The 18,119-nt window shown below is 44.6% G+C and carries 14 protein-coding genes; 11 read left to right on the forward strand and 3 right to left on the reverse strand.

The genetic code is table 11. From position 1 onward, the window contains the following. Window positions 1–53: 53 nt before the first annotated feature. Window positions 54–815, reverse strand: a complete 762-nt coding sequence (locus CC90_RS0100530; RefSeq protein WP_031388892.1) for a hypothetical protein — start codon at window positions 813–815, stop codon at window positions 54–56. Window positions 816–1,063: 248 nt separating this feature from the next. Here CC90_RS0100530 and CC90_RS0100535 point away from each other — a divergent pair, with 248 nt between their 5' ends. The 8 genes from CC90_RS0100535 to pdxR all read left to right on the forward strand — a co-directional run bounded on the left by CC90_RS0100535 (window position 1,064) and on the right by pdxR (window position 13,430). Continuing rightward, window positions 1,064–1,561, forward strand: coding sequence for a hypothetical protein (locus tag CC90_RS0100535; RefSeq protein ID WP_051869214.1), 498 nt, complete (start codon window positions 1,064–1,066; stop codon window positions 1,559–1,561). A gap of 257 nt (window positions 1,562–1,818) precedes the next feature. Further along, window positions 1,819–3,273, forward strand: a complete 1,455-nt coding sequence (guaB, locus tag CC90_RS0100540) for an IMP dehydrogenase (RefSeq protein ID WP_031388894.1) — start codon at window positions 1,819–1,821, stop codon at window positions 3,271–3,273. A gap of 37 nt (window positions 3,274–3,310) precedes the next feature. After that, a complete protein-coding gene (locus CC90_RS21995) occupies window positions 3,311–5,962 on the forward strand; it encodes a sensor domain-containing phosphodiesterase (RefSeq protein ID WP_035315065.1) in 2,652 nt (883 codons plus the stop codon). After that, window positions 5,959–7,512: a bifunctional phosphoribosylaminoimidazolecarboxamide formyltransferase/IMP cyclohydrolase gene (gene purH / locus CC90_RS0100550; RefSeq protein WP_031388896.1), complete on the forward strand. Its 1,554-nt coding sequence runs from the start codon at window positions 5,959–5,961 to the stop codon at window positions 7,510–7,512. Before CC90_RS21995 ends, purH begins: the two co-directional genes overlap by 4 nt. Before the next feature lie 32 nt (window positions 7,513–7,544). Next, entirely contained in the window at window positions 7,545–9,056 is a 1,512-nt protein-coding gene (locus CC90_RS0100555) for a DHH family phosphoesterase (protein ID WP_031388897.1), read from the forward strand. Between the two features lie 361 nt (window positions 9,057–9,417). Beyond that, the gene (locus CC90_RS0100565; protein ID WP_031388899.1) at window positions 9,418–11,106 is read left to right on the forward strand and encodes a glutamine--tRNA ligase/YqeY domain fusion protein; all 1,689 of its coding nucleotides are present in this window, start codon (window positions 9,418–9,420) and stop codon (window positions 11,104–11,106) included. A 29-nt stretch (window positions 11,107–11,135) separates the two neighbouring features. After that, window positions 11,136–11,990: a DUF2225 domain-containing protein gene (locus tag CC90_RS0100570; protein WP_031388900.1), complete on the forward strand. Its 855-nt coding sequence runs from the start codon at window positions 11,136–11,138 to the stop codon at window positions 11,988–11,990. Between the two features lie 15 nt (window positions 11,991–12,005). Continuing rightward, window positions 12,006–13,430, forward strand: coding sequence for a MocR-like pyridoxine biosynthesis transcription factor PdxR (gene pdxR, locus CC90_RS0100575; RefSeq protein ID WP_031388901.1), 1,425 nt, complete (start codon window positions 12,006–12,008; stop codon window positions 13,428–13,430). A 74-nt stretch (window positions 13,431–13,504) separates the two neighbouring features. Here pdxR and CC90_RS22815 read toward each other — a convergent pair whose 3' ends face one another. Beyond that, complete coding sequence (locus tag CC90_RS22815) at window positions 13,505–13,876, reverse strand: hypothetical protein (protein WP_051869215.1); 372 nt, start codon at window positions 13,874–13,876, stop codon at window positions 13,505–13,507. Window positions 13,877–14,078: 202 nt separating this feature from the next. Here CC90_RS22815 and CC90_RS0100585 point away from each other — a divergent pair, with 202 nt between their 5' ends. Next, the gene (locus CC90_RS0100585) at window positions 14,079–14,693 is read left to right on the forward strand and encodes a TetR/AcrR family transcriptional regulator (RefSeq protein WP_132038488.1); all 615 of its coding nucleotides are present in this window, start codon (window positions 14,079–14,081) and stop codon (window positions 14,691–14,693) included. A 170-nt stretch (window positions 14,694–14,863) separates the two neighbouring features. On the opposite strand, the gene CC90_RS0100590 is transcribed toward CC90_RS0100585, so the two are convergent. Beyond that, a complete protein-coding gene (locus CC90_RS0100590) occupies window positions 14,864–15,625 on the reverse strand; it encodes a DUF6062 family protein (RefSeq protein WP_031388904.1) in 762 nt (253 codons plus the stop codon). Window positions 15,626–16,049: 424 nt separating this feature from the next. Here CC90_RS0100590 and CC90_RS0100595 point away from each other — a divergent pair, with 424 nt between their 5' ends. Continuing rightward, window positions 16,050–16,967 (forward strand): carbohydrate kinase family protein, encoded by a 918-nt coding sequence (locus CC90_RS0100595; protein ID WP_031388905.1) that lies wholly within the window; start codon window positions 16,050–16,052, stop codon window positions 16,965–16,967. Window positions 16,968–16,996: 29 nt separating this feature from the next. Next, the gene (locus tag CC90_RS0100600; RefSeq protein ID WP_031388906.1) at window positions 16,997–18,013 is read left to right on the forward strand and encodes a dipeptidase; all 1,017 of its coding nucleotides are present in this window, start codon (window positions 16,997–16,999) and stop codon (window positions 18,011–18,013) included. Window positions 18,014–18,119 lie beyond the last annotated feature (106 nt).

The raw sequence follows: 18,119 nt of genomic DNA on the forward strand, positions 1-18,119 counted from the left end.
TTCCCCGGACACTTTTTTATGTAATAGGAAAGAGCTCCTATTTGTTCTGATAATTACTCTTCCATTAAATACTGCAGGAAGAGGTGAGCGTTTTCCTTCTTTGCGGAGGTGACGACGAAGCCCAGGACAGGAGGCGTCTCGTCGGTGGTGTAGCATTGATACTGCGCCAGCTTGGCGGAGTCCTTAAGGTAAATTCCTACAGGCATCGGGTCTGCCATAGCGGAAGGGTCTGAGTGGTCGATAGAGTCGTCGGTGACTACGGGCATCCCGCTTTCGTCATAGACGAGTTCATCGTCGGAGTCCAGGGTAGCCGCATCGATGTAGAAGAAATCGGGCTCGTACTTTTTATATTCTTCTGCAGTCAATTCTTCACGCAAATCGAAGAACATCATTCCCTCCGCGAAGTTTGAGAACGGGGTGATGTCGCTGATGAGCACGTCGAGGCCATCGGTTTGGGACATGGCGATTATTTTTTGGGAAACTGCAAGATCCATCTGGTCCATGGAAGCGTAGGATAGGATGGAAGCCGTATCGATATAGCAGTCATACGTATTTAAATCGATATTGGCATATCCGGCGAATTCTGTCTCCAGTATATCCTGGCTGTCACTGCCGTAAGAGTTGAGAAGAATGGCGGAAAAGGCATGGTCTTTTGCAGTTACGGCATCATGAATAAAGACGCCGCCCACAATGATTACGGCAAGGGTTACGATTGTGTGAACCTTGTAATAATCCCAGAAATAACTGAGCTTTTCTTTAAAGGTCATATCCTTCGTTTTTTTTTGCTGATCCCGGATTTCTTCATGTATCGACATAGCATACTCCTCGCTTTTTGTATATTATTGGTAATTACTGTTGGTATATTCATAAACTTATTACTTTGATAATGATAACGTTTTGGAAAATGAGTGTCAATGAGACTATGCCAATAATGTATGAAAAAAGAATAAACAATTTATAAAGGTTAAAAAAACTGGAAGGTATGCGGTGTATATCCCTTGAAACTTTGGGGAATTTGTAATATGATATTACGTAATAATAGAAAGAGGATGGTAAAGATAATATGATAAGTGATACATACGTAGAATGTCTCGTTAAGAAAAAAACAAATACGCTGTTTCTGCTGCTTCGGATTCTTTCCGTTATGCTTACCGTCGTTTTCATACTGCTTGGACTGATTCTCTGGCCGGCGCTGATTGTTGGAGCATTAACCGGAGTTGCCGCGTATTTTATTTATCTTAATTCCGATTTGGAATATGAATACCTTTATCTGGATAAAGAAATTACCATAGATAAGGTAATGGCTAAGACAAAAAGGAAAAGAGTGGCGAAGTACGATGTGCAGCGCATGGAGATTCTTGCTCCCATGAACTCTTATCATTTGGGTGATTATAAGAACAGGACTGTGAAGACCTATGATTATAGCTCCGGTGAAGCAAAACAGCCGGAGGCAAGATATGTAATGTATTATGAAGGCGGACAAAAGGTTATTCTGGAGCCCGGCGCCGAGTTGGTGAAAGCGATTAAAAATGTGTCGCCCAGAAAAGTATTTACTGATTGACATAATGGTGTAAGTTTGGTAAACTTTTTCAAACTTACATCATTTATTATGATTATTTTTAATCATTATGAATGCTTTTTATGTAATAGGAAAGTGCTCCTATTACATAAAAAAATGGATGCGCAGCTATGCGCGCGGAACAAAAGCTGCGTTGCCAAAGTATTTGGTCGCGAGAGTGTGCGAAGTACACTTTTGTTCCTTTATGAGTGTTTTTACTCATTGTATACTGCACAAATAAACGAATAGGAGGAAGAAAAATGGGTCAGATAATTGGCGAAGGAATTACATTTGACGATGTACTGCTGGTGCCGAGCTATTCGCAGGTAATTCCCAATCAAATCGACTTAACAACATGGCTTACAAAGAAAATCAAACTCAACATTCCGATGATGAGTGCCGGAATGGACACCGTTACCGAACACCGCATGGCGATCGCTATGGCAAGACAGGGAGGTATCGGCATCATTCATAAGAACATGTCTATTGAAGAGCAGGCGGAAGAAGTAGACAAGGTAAAACGTTCGGAAAACGGCGTTATTACGGATCCCTTTTCATTGACTCCAGATCACACGTTGGCAGACGCGGATGCGCTCATGGCCAAATTCAGAATATCAGGTGTGCCTATTACCGAAGGAAGACGGCTGGTAGGTATCATTACAAATCGTGACTTAAAATTCGAAACAGATTTCACCAAAAAAATTAAAGAATCCATGACTTCTCAGGAGCTGATTACGGCCAGAGAAGGCATTACGTTAGAATCAGCGAAGCAGATTCTTGCAAAGGCGAGAAAAGAGAAGCTGCCGATTGTAGATGAGAATTATAATCTGGTAGGGCTTATTACCATAAAAGATATAGAAAAGACGATTAAATATCCTCTGTCAGCGAAGGACGGGCAGGGAAGACTTCTGTGCGGTGCCGGTGTAGGAATTACGGCGAATGTCCTGGATCGTGTAGGGGCGCTGGCCGATGCAAAGGTGGATGTGGTCGTACTGGATTCCGCACACGGACATTCAGAGAATGTACTCCGCTGTCTGCGCATGATCAAAGAAAAATATCCGGACATGCAGGTAATTGCAGGTAACGTGGCGACGGGAGAAGGCGCAAAATCGTTGATCGAAGCGGGAGCGGACGGTGTAAAGGTGGGTATCGGCCCCGGTTCCATCTGTACCACCCGCGTTGTGGCCGGTATAGGTGTGCCCCAGATTACGGCGATTATGAATGCTTACGAGGTGGCGAAGGGGTACGGTATTCCGATTATTGCCGATGGCGGTATCAAGTACTCCGGCGATATGACGAAAGCCATCGCAGCAGGAGGCAACATCTGCATGATGGGAAGTATTTTTGCGGGCTGCGATGAGAGTCCGGGAACCTTTGAGTTATTCCAGGGAAGAAAATATAAGGTATACCGCGGTATGGGTTCCATCTCAGCTATGGAAAACGGAAGCAAGGACCGCTACTTCCAGTCGGATGCCAAGAAGCTCGTTCCCGAAGGAGTAGAGGGAAGGGTAGCATATAAAGGAACAGTGGAAGATACTGTGTTCCAACTTTTGGGCGGCTTGCGTTCCGGTATGGGATACTGTGGTACATCTACGATAGAAGATTTGAAACAGAACGGAAGATTTATTAAGATATCTGCGGCATCATTGAAGGAAAGCCATCCACATGACATTCATATCACAAAGGAAGCTCCAAATTACAGCGTGAATGAATAGAGGCGAGCAAAATGTATTGAGGCTTGGGAGGTAACATGTGCAGAACTTAATCGATGAGAAGACACTAAAGAGATGGCAGGATAAGTTTTGTAGTGCAACGAATGTATACGCGTATTGCATTGATTCGGACGGACAGCCAATTACCGAAATATCGGGAAGAGATACGGATATTGAGCAGATAAAGCGGGCGGTTTCAGAGGAAGCGCTTCGCAGCATTTTTAAAAGAGTAACGGAAGGCGGCTTGGAGGAGCAGGCGGTGGAAAACACCTCCGCCGCGAATCTGCGCCTTGCAGCAGCTTCTATTATGTTGGAGGGAAAGGTCGTAGCGGTCTGGATCGTCTTCGGGATTATTACAGACGAGGAAGAAAGCGGCGGTGGGGATGAACTCTTTCATGACTTCGAATATGAAGTGACGGAACGAGAGTTTTATTATGCGTTAGATTTGCTGAGAGATACCACATACTCTCTGCTGAAGATCAGATTTTCCATGCTGGATGCGGAAGCGGAGACGAGAAGAAGCCGCTACTCAGAGCATGAGATGAGCGCTTCCTTAAAAAGAGGTGAAGCGATAGCCGATGTGGTACAGCTTCTCGAAAGCGATGACACGATCGAGGCGATTATGACAGACGTACTTAGAATATTGGGAACCTATCTCGATATCAGTACGGCTGTTCTTTGTCGTGTTCATAAGGGCGGAGAGCTGATGGATATTGCCGCGGAATGGTGCAACAAGGGAGTCGTGTCCAATTTCGACAAGACGAAGGATTTGCCTTGCGGAGGGGTGCTGAAGACGGATAAGGTGCTGGTGATTTCCTCAGGCAGCGTATGGGATGCAGGAGAACAGGATAAAATGACGTTCTTCCGTGTAAAGGCGCTGATCGTCATTCCCATTGTTATAGGCGGAGTGATAAGCCTCTATGCCTGTTTCGGAGAACATGCAAAGGAAAGGCAATGGCGGGTGGAGGATGTTAAGTTCTTAAACGACGCCGTTAAAATATTACAGGGTATCATTACGAAGAGAATCCAGAAGAATTCGCTCACAGGTTCCTATGCTTCGTTAGAGATGATTCTGGACAACGTAGGAAGCTCTATTTATGTAAGGGATATGCAGACGGGCGAGGTATTATTCGCCAATAGAGGCTTGCGCAACAACTTTTCTAAGGAGATTAAAAATCAGACGCTCGACCTTCTTTTTGAAAAGGATTTGATCAAGGGTAACAGAAGGGGAAAGCAGGAGATTTACCAAGAGGAGAGGGAACGTTGGTATGACTTGTACTATACCCATATTACATGGGTGGACGGACGGCCTGTCACCCTTTTTGCCATCTATGATATTACGGAGAAAAAGGTATATCAGAAAAAAATTGAACAGCAGGCCTACACGGATTTCCTTACCGGACTATACAACAGATTATGTTGTGAAAGAGATTTGGCACGTCACATCGATGAAGCGAGAAAAGACGGAAGTAAAGGAGCTTTGCTTTATTTGGATCTGGATGACTTCAAGCATATCAATGACGGCTTGGGCCATCAGTATGGGGATGTTTTGCTTAAGGCAATTTCTCATAGCTTACAGCGTGTGGAGGAAATCGAGAATTCCTGTTACCGCGTAGGCGGAGACGAATTCATCATTATCATTCCACCGAAAAGCCGGAGTAAATTCGATCAGATCATCTCAGATATCAAGCAGATTTTCGTTAAACCATGGTTTCTGAAGGATGCGGATTATTACTGCACCATGAGTATGGGAATCGTAGATTTCCCCGATGAAGGGGAGAGCGTCCATGAGCTCATAAAAAAAGCCGATATCGCTATGTATGAGGCGAAGAAGCTGGGTAAGAACCGGGTGACCATGTATTCGGATAAGATAGATTCCAGCTCTAACAGACGTCTGGATATGGAAAAGAATATGAGAGATGCGGCGGTTTCAGGATATAAGGAATTCGAGGTTTATTTTCAGCCGATCATGGACATTCAATTGCCGGGAACGCCTTGTACGGGCGCGGAGGCACTCATCCGCTGGAACAGCGAGGAGCTGGGTTTCATTACGCCTGGTGAATTCATTCCTCTGGCGGAATACCTGGGTCTCATCAATCCTATCGGAAACTATGTGCTGAGGCAGTCCTGCTTTTACTGTAAAAAGTGGAACGATAACGGGTTCCCCAACTACAAGGTAAATGTGAATTTATCGGTGGTGCAGCTATTGCAGACAGACATTGTGGAAATTGTCGCCCAGACATTGAAGGATACCGGAATTAATCCAAGGAATCTTACGCTGGAGGTAACAGAAAGTCTTGCGATCAATGATATGGAGCGTATGAAATCCATACTTGGCAAGATCAAGAAATTGGGGGTGCGCATTGCACTGGATGATTTCGGCACCGGCTATTCGTCTTTAAATCATATAAGGGAGATTCCCTTCGACGTAATAAAGGTAGACCAGAGCTTCGTGAAGGATTTGGCGGGGGATGCTTATTCCCAGTCGTTTATCCGTATGGTGGCGGAGCTTGCCGATGCGATAGATGTGTCCATCTGCGTGGAAGGAATCGAGACCAAGGAGCAGTATAAGGTTTTGGAAGGCATGAAGGTACGTCTGGTACAGGGCTATTATTTCGATAAACCGTTGCCAAGGGTGGAATTCGAGAAAAAATATATGAATACTAACAAAAACGAGGAGGAGAAGAAATGAGAGCATTGATCAGTGTTTCGGACAAAACGGGCGTAGTGGAGTTTGCCAAAGAGCTTGTGGGTTTGGGAGCCCAAATTATTTCCACGGGCGGCACTTATGCCAAGCTGAAGGAGGAGGGGGTTCCTGCGGTAGAAATTTCTGAGATTACCGGTTTCCCGGAGTGCCTGGACGGAAGGGTAAAAACGCTTCATCCGGCAGTGCATGCAGGACTTTTGGCGATGCGTTCCAATCCGGAGCATATGAAACAGCTCGAAACTTTGAATATTGAACCTATCGACATCGTGGTGGTGAACCTCTATCCTTTTAAGGCAACGATCTTGAAAGACGGAGTGACGAGGGCGGAAGCGGTAGAGAATATCGATATAGGCGGACCCACTATGCTTCGAAGTGCAGCCAAAAATTATCAGGATGTTGCGGTTGTGACGGACCCTTCCGATTATGAGAAGGTAATTTCCGAGCTCAAGGCGGGCGGCAGCGTATCTCTGGATACGAAGTTCTATTTGATGCAGAAGGTATTCATGCATACCTCCAATTACGATACGATGATTGCGGATTATTTGAAGAAGGAAAGAGATGATCACGGATTCCCGGAGACGCTGACCATGACCTTCGAAAAGGTGCAGGAAATGCGCTACGGCGAGAATCCCCATCAGAAAGCGGCTTTCTACCGTGAAATAGGCAAGAAGAAGGGCTCTCTCGTGGACGCGAAGCAGTACAACGGAAAAGAGCTTTCCTTCAATAACATTAACGATACTAACGGTGCGCTGGAGCTTTTGAAGGAATTCACGGAGCCTACTGTCGTAGGCTGCAAGCACGGCAATCCTTGCGGCGTAGCCAGCCGCGACAACATTTACGATGCGTGGGCCAGCGCTTACAGTGCGGACAAAACCTCTATTTTCGGCGGTATCGTGGTGTGCAATAGAGAAGTGACTAAGAAAATGGCTGAGGAGATGAATGAGATTTTCCTGGAGGTAGTGGTAGCGCCCTCCTATGAAAAGGAAGCATTGGAAACGCTCTGTTCCAAGAAAAATATTCGCGTACTTGAATTGAAAGATATTGAAATCAGCCAAGATCCTAATGCATATGATATGAAGAAGGTAAACGGCGGATTAATTATCCAGACCATTGATTCCGAGCTTTATAACGAAGAGGACTTCAAGGTCGTTACGAAGACACAGCCGACCCGGAGCCAGCTGGAGGATATGAAATTCGGCATGAAAGTAGTCAAATTCGTAAAATCGAACGGCATCGCTGTAGTAAAGAATAAGCAAAGCATCGGTATCGGCCCCGGACAAGTGAATCGCATATGGCCGACGAAGCAGAGCTTCGAGCATGCGGAGGAATTGATCGGACCGGATGCGATCAAGGGAGCGGTACTTGCCTCAGATGCATTCTTCCCCTTTGACGATATCGTGGAAGCTGCTTATCAGGCCGGAATCACGGCGATTATTCAGCCGGGAGGAGCGATGAGAGACCAGCTCTCTATCGATAAGTGTGATGAATACGGCATCGCCATGGTATTTACAGGAATGAGACATTTCAAACATTAATAAATTGGGATAATAAATTAAGAGGAGAGGACATGCGGCTGAAGGATTTGGAGGGGTATAAGCATATCGTGATACAATGTCACGATAACCCGGACGCGGACGCCATCGCTTCGGGCTACGGCCTTTACTGCTATTTCAAGAGCAGAAATAAGGACGCGGCTCTCATTTACAGCGGAAAGAACCGGATACAGAAGAAGAATCTGGAGCTTATGATAGAAAAACTTCAGATTCCCATTCAATATTGGGATAAGAACGAGGCGGTGGAAGGACTGCTCATCACGGTGGACTGTCAGTATGGGGCCGGTAACGTGACGAAGCTTACGGCTTCTCAGGTAGCGATTATCGACCATCATCAAATCGAAATCGAAGGTGTCCGCCTTAGTGAAATCCGCTCTAACCTTGGAAGCTGTTCTACCTTAGTATGGAAAATGATGAGCGACGAGGGCTTTGATTTTGCGGAAGAGAAGCGGCTTGGAACGGCGTTGTATTATGGCCTGTATTCCGATACAAATCAGTTTTCAGAAGTCTACAACCCGCTGGACATGGATATGAAGGACAGTGTGCCTTGTGAAAAGAGTCTGATTAATTTATTCCGCAATTCCAATCTGTCGCTAGAGGAGTTGGAAATAGCGGGAATCGCTATGCTTCGTTATATCTATAACGACGACCACTTATATGCGATTATCAAAGCCCAGCCCTGTGATCCGAATATTCTCGGACTGATCAGCGATTTTTTGCTTCAGGTGGACGGGGTGAATACATGCGTGGTCTATAACGAGCAGGAGGAACGGTATAAGATTTCCGTAAGGAGCTGCATCAAAGAGGTCAATGCCAGTGAGCTGGCGGCATTTTTGACCGAGGGCATCGGCTCCGGCGGCGGACATAGGGAGAAGGCGGGAGGAATCATATCCAAGAGGCTGTATGCCGAACATTTTCCCACTCTTCATTCGGAGGCCTATTTCAGTCAGCGGATGAACGAATATTTTAATGACTGTGAAATTATAATCGCAGGAAAGGTGCCGATGGTTCACGGATCGATGAAGGATTACAAAAAAAAGAGAATCCCGGTCGGCTATGTAAAGGCGGCGGAGATACTGCCTGAGGGCACGCCTATCATGGTCCGCACCCTGGAGGGTGACATAGACATGGTGGTGGAACCGGATCTGATTATTATGATAGGCATAAAAGGAGAGGTTTATCCCATAAAGGAGAAGAAGTTTCTCCAGTGCTATCAGGTGCTTGAAGAAAAATATAATGCTTCGATGTATACGGCGGAAAATGAATATGTCCCTACCGTAAAAAACATACTGGACGGAAGCAGCAAGATACTGACCGATTATGCGAAGACCTGTATTACAAGCGGAGAGACGTATATTCATGCGATGGCTTTAGATCATAGGGTGAAGATATTTACCGCATGGGACAGTGAGAAATATATTCTCGGAAAGCCCGGAGATTTTCTGGCAGTCAGAAGCGAGGATGAGGACGATATTTATATTGTGGAAAAGGATTTGTTCCACAAAAGTTATGAGGAGATAATGTAATAATTCCCGCGAATGCGGGAATTATTACATTTAAAAGGGGAGTTTTTACATGGAGAAAAAATTGGATGGAATATGTGATAATATTTTGTAGTTCAATTGTTTATTATTTTTATTCTTAGAGCAGTATAAGCAGACGGCATGGAAAAATGCCCCCGTTTGCAGCGCGTGAGAAAAGGACTGTTTACACAGACAAAACAGTCCTTTTTTCGTTACATTTTTTGTGAGGAAGAAGGAAAGTCCTTTATTATTTCTTGTTTTTGTGCTAAGATAGGTGTGTTAGCAATTTTGCTTGCAGTCAGCATTGAGGAGGTAGCCTGTTACAGATATTTATACCATAATTTTAACAGGCAGAGAGTGAAAAATGAGCGAAATAATAAAGACAGAAAATAAAGAAAACGGTTCCAGAAATTTCATCGAACAGATTATAGAGAAGGATCTGGCGGAGGGCGTTTACGATACCGTACACACAAGATTTCCGCCCGAGCCTAACGGCTATCTGCATATTGGACATGCCAAGAGTATTCTTCTTAATTATGGTCTGGCACAGGAGTATAACGGGAAGTTCAACATGCGCTTCGATGACACGAATCCCACGAAAGAGAAGACGGAATTCGTAGAATCAATCAAAGCGGACATCACATGGCTGGGAGCAGACTGGGAGGACCGTTTGTACTTCGCCTCCGATTACTTCGAGCAGATGTATAAAGGAGCTGTGAGATTAATTGAAAAGGGAAAGGCATATGTTTCCGAATTGACTGCGGAACAGATGCGTGAATATCGGGGTACTCTTACGGAGCCCGGCAAGGACGATCCCAACAGGGACAGAAGCGTAAGTGAGAATCTGGAGCTGTTTGAAAATATGAAAAACGGCCTTTATAAGGATGGCGAAAAGGTGCTGCGGGCTAAAATCGATATGAAATCGCCTAATATCAATATGCGCGATCCGATTATTTACAGGGTGGCACATATGACGCATCACAATACGGGAGATAAATGGTGCATCTATCCGATGTATGATTTCGCTCATCCCATCGAGGACGCTATCGAGGGCATTACCCATTCCATCTGTACGCTGGAGTTCGAGGATCACAGACCACTTTACGACTGGGTGGTGAGAGAACTGGAATATCCTCATCCTCCCAAGCAGATTGAATTCGCTAAGATGTATCTGACCAATGTGGTAACGGGGAAGAGATATATTAAGAAGCTGGTAGAGGATGGAATTGTAGACGGCTGGGACGACCCGAGACTGGTATCCATCGCAGCTTTGAAGAGAAGAGGCTTTACACCCGAGTCCATTAAGATGTTCGTGGATTTGTGCGGCGTTTCCAAGAGCAATTCTTCTGCTGATTACGCGATGCTGGAATATTGCATCAGGGAAGACTTAAAACTGAAACGGCCGAGAATGATGGCTGTACTGGATCCGGTGAAATTGATTATCGACAATTATCCGGAGGGTCAGACAGAGATGATGGCCGTTCCTAATAATTTGGAAAATGAGGAATTGGGAACGAGAGAGGTTCCTTTCGGAAGAGAACTCTATATTGACCGCGAGGACTTTATGGAAGAGCCCCCTAAGAAATATTTCCGTTTGTATCCCGGCAACGAAGTGCGTCTGATGAATGCTTATTTCGTGACTTGCACCAGCTTTGTCAAGGATGAAAGCGGCAAGGTGACTGAGGTTCATTGTACCTACGACCCTGAGACGAGAAGCGGCTTGGGCTTTACCGGAAGAAAGGTAAAGGGTACCATTCACTGGGTGCCTGCAAGGCAGGCGGTAAAGGCGGAGATTAGATTATACGAGAACATTATAGATGAAGAAAAGGGCGTTTATAATGAAGACGGCAGTTTGAATTTGAATCCCAATTCTCTCGCCATATTGAAGGATTGCTATTTGGAGCCGGCATTAGCGGCGGCGAAGGAATTAGAGAGCTTTCAGTTCGTGCGTCAGGGATATTTCTGCGTGGATCATAAGGATTCGAAGCCGGACGGCCTTGTGTTTAATAGAATCGTATCCTTAAAAAGTTCTTATACACTGCCTAAGGACTAAAGGAAAAAAATAGATATTGGAGGTTGAGTATGTCTGGATTATTATCGGGATTGGAGCAATTTGGTCTGAGCGGCTTGGAGAATATGGATTTATATGAGAAGCCGAAGCAGGAGGAAGAAGCAAAGGCGGAAGTCGAACAGGTCGTTCAGGAGCAGGATTTTTTATTTGATAAGACCTTTACCTGTCCTATTTGCGACAAAGAGTTTAAGACGAGAACTGTTAAAATCGGTAAGGCAAAATTAATAGGAACGGATATGGATTTGCGTCCTAAATATGAGCATGTGGATTTGCTTAAATATGATATTATCATGTGCCCCAGCTGTGGTTATGCGGCGCTCAGCAGATATTTTAAATTTATCACATCGCCGCAGGCTAAGAGAATTAAGGAAGCAATTTCCAGCAAGTTTAAGCCGATTAACGAATATAAAGAAATCTATACTTATGATGAAGCATTAGAGCGCTATAAGCTGACGTTGGCTAACGCTATCGTGAAGATTGCCAAGCCCAGCGAAAAAGCATATATCTGTCTGAAAACGGCATGGCTTCTGCGCGGAAAGGGAGAAGCTCTGGATAAAGAAGCCCCTAATTATGCGGAGGTGAAGAAGAAGACAGACGCCGAAGAAGCAGAATTCCTGAGAAATGCACTGGACGGATTCCTTGCGGCAAGGCAGGCGGAGAACTTCCCGATGTGCGGCATGGACGAGCCTACGGTGGACTATTTGATTTCAGTAATCGCTATTAAATTCGAGCAGTTCGATGTGGCGTCGAAGCTGATTTCACAGATTATCGCATCTCAGACTACGAACCCTCGAATGAAGGAGAAGGCGCGTACCCTGAAGGACCAGATTGTAAAACAGATTAAGCTGAAAAATGCAGGAAAGTAAGAAAGATAAGAAACGATGAACGATTTGGCCATTGAACTTCGCCAGGACGGCGAAACACATTTATATGAGCAAATCTATGAACATATTAAACAAGAGATAAGAAAAGGGAAGCTTCCCAAAGGTGAGAAGCTTCCCTCTACGCGTTCTTTAGCGGAATTTCTCGAGGTATCACGGGGGACGGTGGAAATTGCCTACGGGCAGCTTCTGTCCGAGGGATATATAGAATCCAAACCATACAAAGGCTATTTTGTATGCGGGATAGACGAGATATTTTTTCTGGAAGGAGAAAGCGGAAGGAAGATAAGAGAACTGCCCAAGGAAGTAATGGGGCGAGAAGAGAGGAAAACTCCCTATGTATTCGACTTCTCACCTAACGCTATCGATATGACGGCTTTTCCCTTCGCTACCTGGAAGAAAATCACAAAGAACATTCTGGTAGATGCCAACAGTGAGATGTTCGCCTCCGGCTCTCCGAAGGGAGACTGGAAGCTTAGGGAAATCATTAGCCGCTATCTGCATTCCTCAAGAGGGGTGAACTGTATGCCGGAGCAGATTATTGTAGGTGCGGGCAACGATTACCTTCTTATGCTTTTAGAGAAGATATTGGGGCGGCATGTGAAGATAGCCATGGAGAACCCTACTTATAAGAGAGCATACCGTATTTTCGATTCTTTTGCATACCAAATCAGCCCGGTGGAACTGGACGCAGGAGGAATGAGCGTAGAGAAACTCAGGGAAAGCGATGCACAGGTAGCCTATGTAATGCCCTCCCATCAATATCCTACGGGAATTGTTATGCCTATCGGGAGACGGATGGAGCTGCTTAAGTGGGCGGAGGAGAAAGAGGAACGTTATCTGATTGAGGATGACTACGACAGCGAATTTCGATTCAAGGGAAAACCGGTACCATCCCTTCAAGCCTCAGATTGGGCAGGGAAGGTGATTTACATCGGAACGTTTTCCAAAGCTATCGCACCCGCCATTCGTATCAGCTACATGGTACTCCCTCCGCCCCTCTTGGAGCGATATGAGAAAAAGTGCTCTTTCTATTCCACCACGGTATCCAGGATCGATCAGCGCATATTGGGTGAATTTATTGAAAAAGGGCATTTCGAACGCCATTTGAACAAGATGAGGAAAATATACAGAGAAAAGCATGATCTGCTTCTTAGCGAATGTAAGGACATGGAAGAGTGCTTCCAGCTATCAGGAGAGGGAGCGGGGCTTCATATCCTCCTTCGGGATAAGGCAGGACGGGGGGAGAAGGAGCTGTTAAGGCTGGCTGCCGCAGAGGGGGTGAGAGCATATGGGCTCTCAGAGGCTTATATTGGCGAGGCCGTACCGAAGGGAAAAGAAGATATGATAATTTTGGGATATGCCGCCCTAAGCAAGACCCAGATCAGTAAAGGGCTTGAGATATTAAAAAAAGTCTGGATATGATTCCAGACTTTTTACTTCTTTAATTAGGAAAGAGCTCCTATTAAAGAAAAATGGATGTGCAGTTTTTGTTTTTATTATATGGAATTGTCGTTATCGTCGTCAAAAAATTCTTCTACCTTGGATTCGGCAGTTTCCACTGCATCCTTCACAGTATCCTTTACGACCGTCTTAGCAGTGTCGGCGGCTGCAGCAGCGGCGTCACTCAAATGGTCTACGGCATCGGAGGCTGCAGTTTCTGCTTTTTCCAAATGAAGGTCAACATAGTTGCGTTTGCTGTCTCCTTTTTCTGTATCGTTGTCAAGGTCGTCGCCAAAGTCATCGAAGTCATCGTCATCCAAATCGTCAGAATAAGAAGAATTCTTATTTTGTAAATAATAATAAACACCGGCAGCGGCAGCGCCTGCGACAGCAGTAAACATCAAAAATTTACCGAATTTTTTTGCCATATAAGTACTCCTTTCAATTTCGAGGTTATAGAAACATATTAATACTATTTTGTCAAATTGAAAAGAGAATATGTATAAAAAAACCATAATTTTTTTGTTAAATATAAAATATGCAACTTTATTGAATCTATCACGGAAATGTGGTATATTAAAAATCGACCGATAAAGTCAATAACTGCGGAAAAGGGACTTGGAAAATACTGTGAATGAGAAATTTTTTGATTTAAAAAAAGAAAAACAAGATAGAATGATAAATGCTGCTTTAAAAATTTTCGCGGAGAACGGTTATAGACATGCCAGTACCGACGATATTGTGGCAGAGGCTGGAATCAGCAAGGGATTGCTGTTCCATTATTTTACGAGCAAGCTGGGACTTTATGAGTTTCTCATCGATTACAGCGTGCGCTTTATGTCTTTGGAGCTTTCCACCCGCGTAGGTAAGAAGGAGGAGGACTTTTTTCGCCTGTTGAAGCAAATGGAAGCTGCTAAATTTCAGGTGCTTAAGAACTATCCGTATATGCAGCAGTTCATAGACCGCACCAGATACGAGGATGTGAAGGAAGCCCTATTGGCAGCCGAAGAGAAGAAGAACGTCCTTGAGGAGGCGAGGGAGGCCATTATGGATAGGGCGGACTTATCTCCATTTAAGCAGGGTGCGGATCCGGCAAAGCTTTTATGTATGATTGAATATACGATTCAAGGCATAATGAAAAGGAGCTTTTTTGAAGGCACTTTCCACCCCGAAATGGTAAATGAAGAGATTAACGGCTATTTGGATATGATAAAGCAGCTAGTATATCGTCCTCAGGTCAACTAGCACCATTAACTTACCTAAACATTCAGATGCGGCATTTAAAAAGCCTCAACGTAACCCCGCTACTCCTACGTTTTTTGAATGCCGCATCTGAATGTTTGTCCCATGTACTTGGCCTGGTTATTTGCAGGATGATATGCCAGCCAGCAAGCAGAAGGAGCTATCTCTTGGAATTACTTGTTCATTTTATAGGTGGGGGCGGCAGGATATCCTCCCTTTAATTTCTGCATTCCCCTTTGGATGGCATCCTTGGAATCCTTCCAATCTGCCTCTTTATTCCGGTAATCGAATTTTTCGACAAGCCAGGCTACGTCATCAGCCATGCGCTTCATATTTTTCTCCATAAGGGAGAACATCGCAGGGTAGAAGGATGTTTTTTCCTTATCGCTAAGCTTGCTTTCAGCGGCTTCGCACAGGTCCCCGAAGTGGTGAAGACAGAAGCCTTTGCTGTTTTCTATTTTTTCCCGAAAGGCGTTGTCCTTTCCATATAGAATGAAGAAGGTGTCCATATATCTGTCATAGGTTTCGCTGAACTGTTTGCAGATATAGCAGGAATTCTCCTTTTCTTCCGTCCAGATGCCGATAGGATTCTGGCGACCCTCACCTTTTTTGTGCCCCTTTAAAAAGAAGGACTTTTTAGGAGAGAAGGTCTTGAACTGTTCTGCCATTTCCTGATTCATGCGAACATAGTGGGTCTTTAGAATCCAGCCGTTCCCGAGAGTATTTCCATAGTCAAACATTTTCTTGAAATGATTCCTGCAAAACCCCGCCGTATCCGTCATGCCGCGCACATCGCTTTCCATATAGGAGGAGCCGGAGCCCAGCACGAAATCTAATAAATCCTGCTCCACATTTCGCTCTATAAGGCAAAAGGGGCACTCGTCGTTTGCGTTTACCGCATCGTTTAAGGGAATCGTATATAATTTTTCTTTCATAAGTCAAAGCCTCCAGTCATTTTTCAAGTGTAAGATGTCAATCTATATTTCTATAATAAAGGGAATTGTATATAAATTATGTTTTGATTATGCATTTTTAATTATACATGAAAAATTCGTTCCTTGTCGACTATATTTGGAACGTATGGTATAATATTGCTATAGTTCAGCAATCCATGCCGCGAAGCCAAAATTGCGTTTCTATGCAATTTTGCGAGGGCTGAAAGCGCTAAAGTGCAGTTTTATCGCGTTTTATGTGTATACATGTTGGAGTTTAGCCGAAGGCTGATGTAACATAATATTTATAGGAAGATGTGTTAAAATACGAATGAAATGAGCATGTGAATAATATACGAATGGGGTTATTACCCGCAAAAGAATAAAATTCGCATGAAATAAAATGTGTAACGGAGAAGGGGTAGGTATGAGTAAATTTTTAGTGGCGGGAATTGTACAGAAAGAGACGATCATCAAGGTGGATAAGATTCCGATCGAATACAGCGGAGTGACAAATAAGCCGGGCACCATCTTTATCAGTGCCGGAGGAGATGCTTATAATGAATCTTTGGCGTTAAAGTGGCTGGGGAATTCGGTTGATTTTATGTCCATGGTAGGCGCCGATGAGAGCATGGAGCTGGTCAATCCCAAGGGAAGCGAAGTGACATTGGTGACCGATTACATACTTCCCAGGCTTCAGAATACTCCTACTGCTGCTGTGTTTTATGATGAAGAGAGAAAGCAGCAGATTTTTGAGGATATTAAGGATTTGCGTGAGACCGCTTACGACATACATTTATTTGAGGAGCGGGCGGCGAGGGCGGAGATGCTCGTGTTGTCCAATGCCAATTTCTGCCGTCCTCTTATTGGGATCGGCAAGGAACTGCGCAAACCTATCGCAGTAAATATCAGGGAATATCAGGAAAGCAAGGTCTGCTATAACGAGGACTATTTGAAGGCTGCCGACATTCTGTATGTCAGCGATGATCATTTGATCGAAGAACCATATGAATTCGTGAAGTCTCTGGCGGCAAAATATCGGCCGGAAATCATTATCTTAGGTCAGGGAGCGGATGGCCTCATATTATATGATAAGAACAAAAACATCATCGCTCATTACAATACCGTGAGGACCCATGGGCTGGTGAATACGGTTGGCGCCGGCAATGCACTGTTTTCCTGCTTCCTTCATTTTTATAATAAGACCCAGGATTCGGTGTTCGCAGTGAAGAATGCGCTCCTTTTCGCTTCCTATAAAATAGGCTTTATGGGAACCTCTAATGGATTCCTGACAGAGGAGCAAATTGTACAATGGCGTAATTTGATCTGGAGAGACGGAAGATAGAAATAAGTCAGAGGTGAGGAAATAGGTAAATGAAAGCTGTGGATATGCATTGCGATACGATTTCCGAATTATATAAAAAAGCAAAAGAGGGTCAGGACGAAAGCCTGCGCAGGAGCAACTGCCACATCGATTTAGGGAAGCTTAAAAAAGGCGATGCCCTTGTGCAGAATTTCGCTGTCTTTATTCATAATGGAAGGACGGAGAATCCCTTAGAAGAATTCCTGCAAATGGTGGACCTATATTATAACGAATTGGAAAAAAACAGGGACATGATTGCTCCTGTTTTTTGCTGGAAAGATATTGAGAAAAACTGTGCCGAAGGCAAGATATCGGCACTGCTCACGGTGGAAGAGGGAGCCGTCTGCAAAGGGAACCTGTCTTATCTTAGAGATATGTACAGACTCGGCGTGCGCATGATGACCTTGACATGGAATTACCCCAATGAGATAGGCTATCCAAATGTGCGGGCAGGGAATTACGAAGACCGTCAGGTACAGGGCGAAAGTGTTCCTTTTTATAAGATTGCGGATACGATCAATGGACTGACTGAGCAGGGGATGGAAATTGTTGCCGAGATGGAGCGCATCGGGATGATCATCGATGTCTCCCATCTGTCTGACAAAGGCTTTTACGACGTGCTTGAAGTTACAAAAAAGCCCTTTGTGGCCAGCCACTCCAATGCCAGAGCAGTTTGTCCCTGGGTAAGGAATCTGACGGACGATATGATACGTAAGATAGCGCTGCGCGGTGGGGTGATAGGGCTTAATTTCTGCCCCGATTTTCTGACGGAGGTATCAAAAGGGGAAAGAAATACAGGTACAATTGCTGCAATTGTGGAGCATGCGAAATATATTGCCAATGTCGGAGGTATTGAATGTCTCGGCCTTGGAAGCGACTTTGACGGAATAGAGGGGCACGGGGAACTGCCCGACTTTTCCCATCTTCCGCAGCTCTCGGAAGCCCTTTTCCGAGCAGGCTTTTCGGGAGATGAGGTAGAGAAGATTTTCCATAGAAATGTTCTGCGGCTTTATAAAGAGTTATTGTAAGAGGGAAAGCAATCGAACAACAAAATACAAATATTAACATACTTAGCAATGTGCCCATTCTCCTTGGCGATATATAATCTAAGCATAGAAAGTTACGATATATCCT

This window comes from Kineothrix alysoides (genome assembly GCF_000732725.1).
In the GTDB taxonomy this organism is placed as follows: domain Bacteria; phylum Bacillota; class Clostridia; order Lachnospirales; family Lachnospiraceae; genus Kineothrix; species Kineothrix alysoides.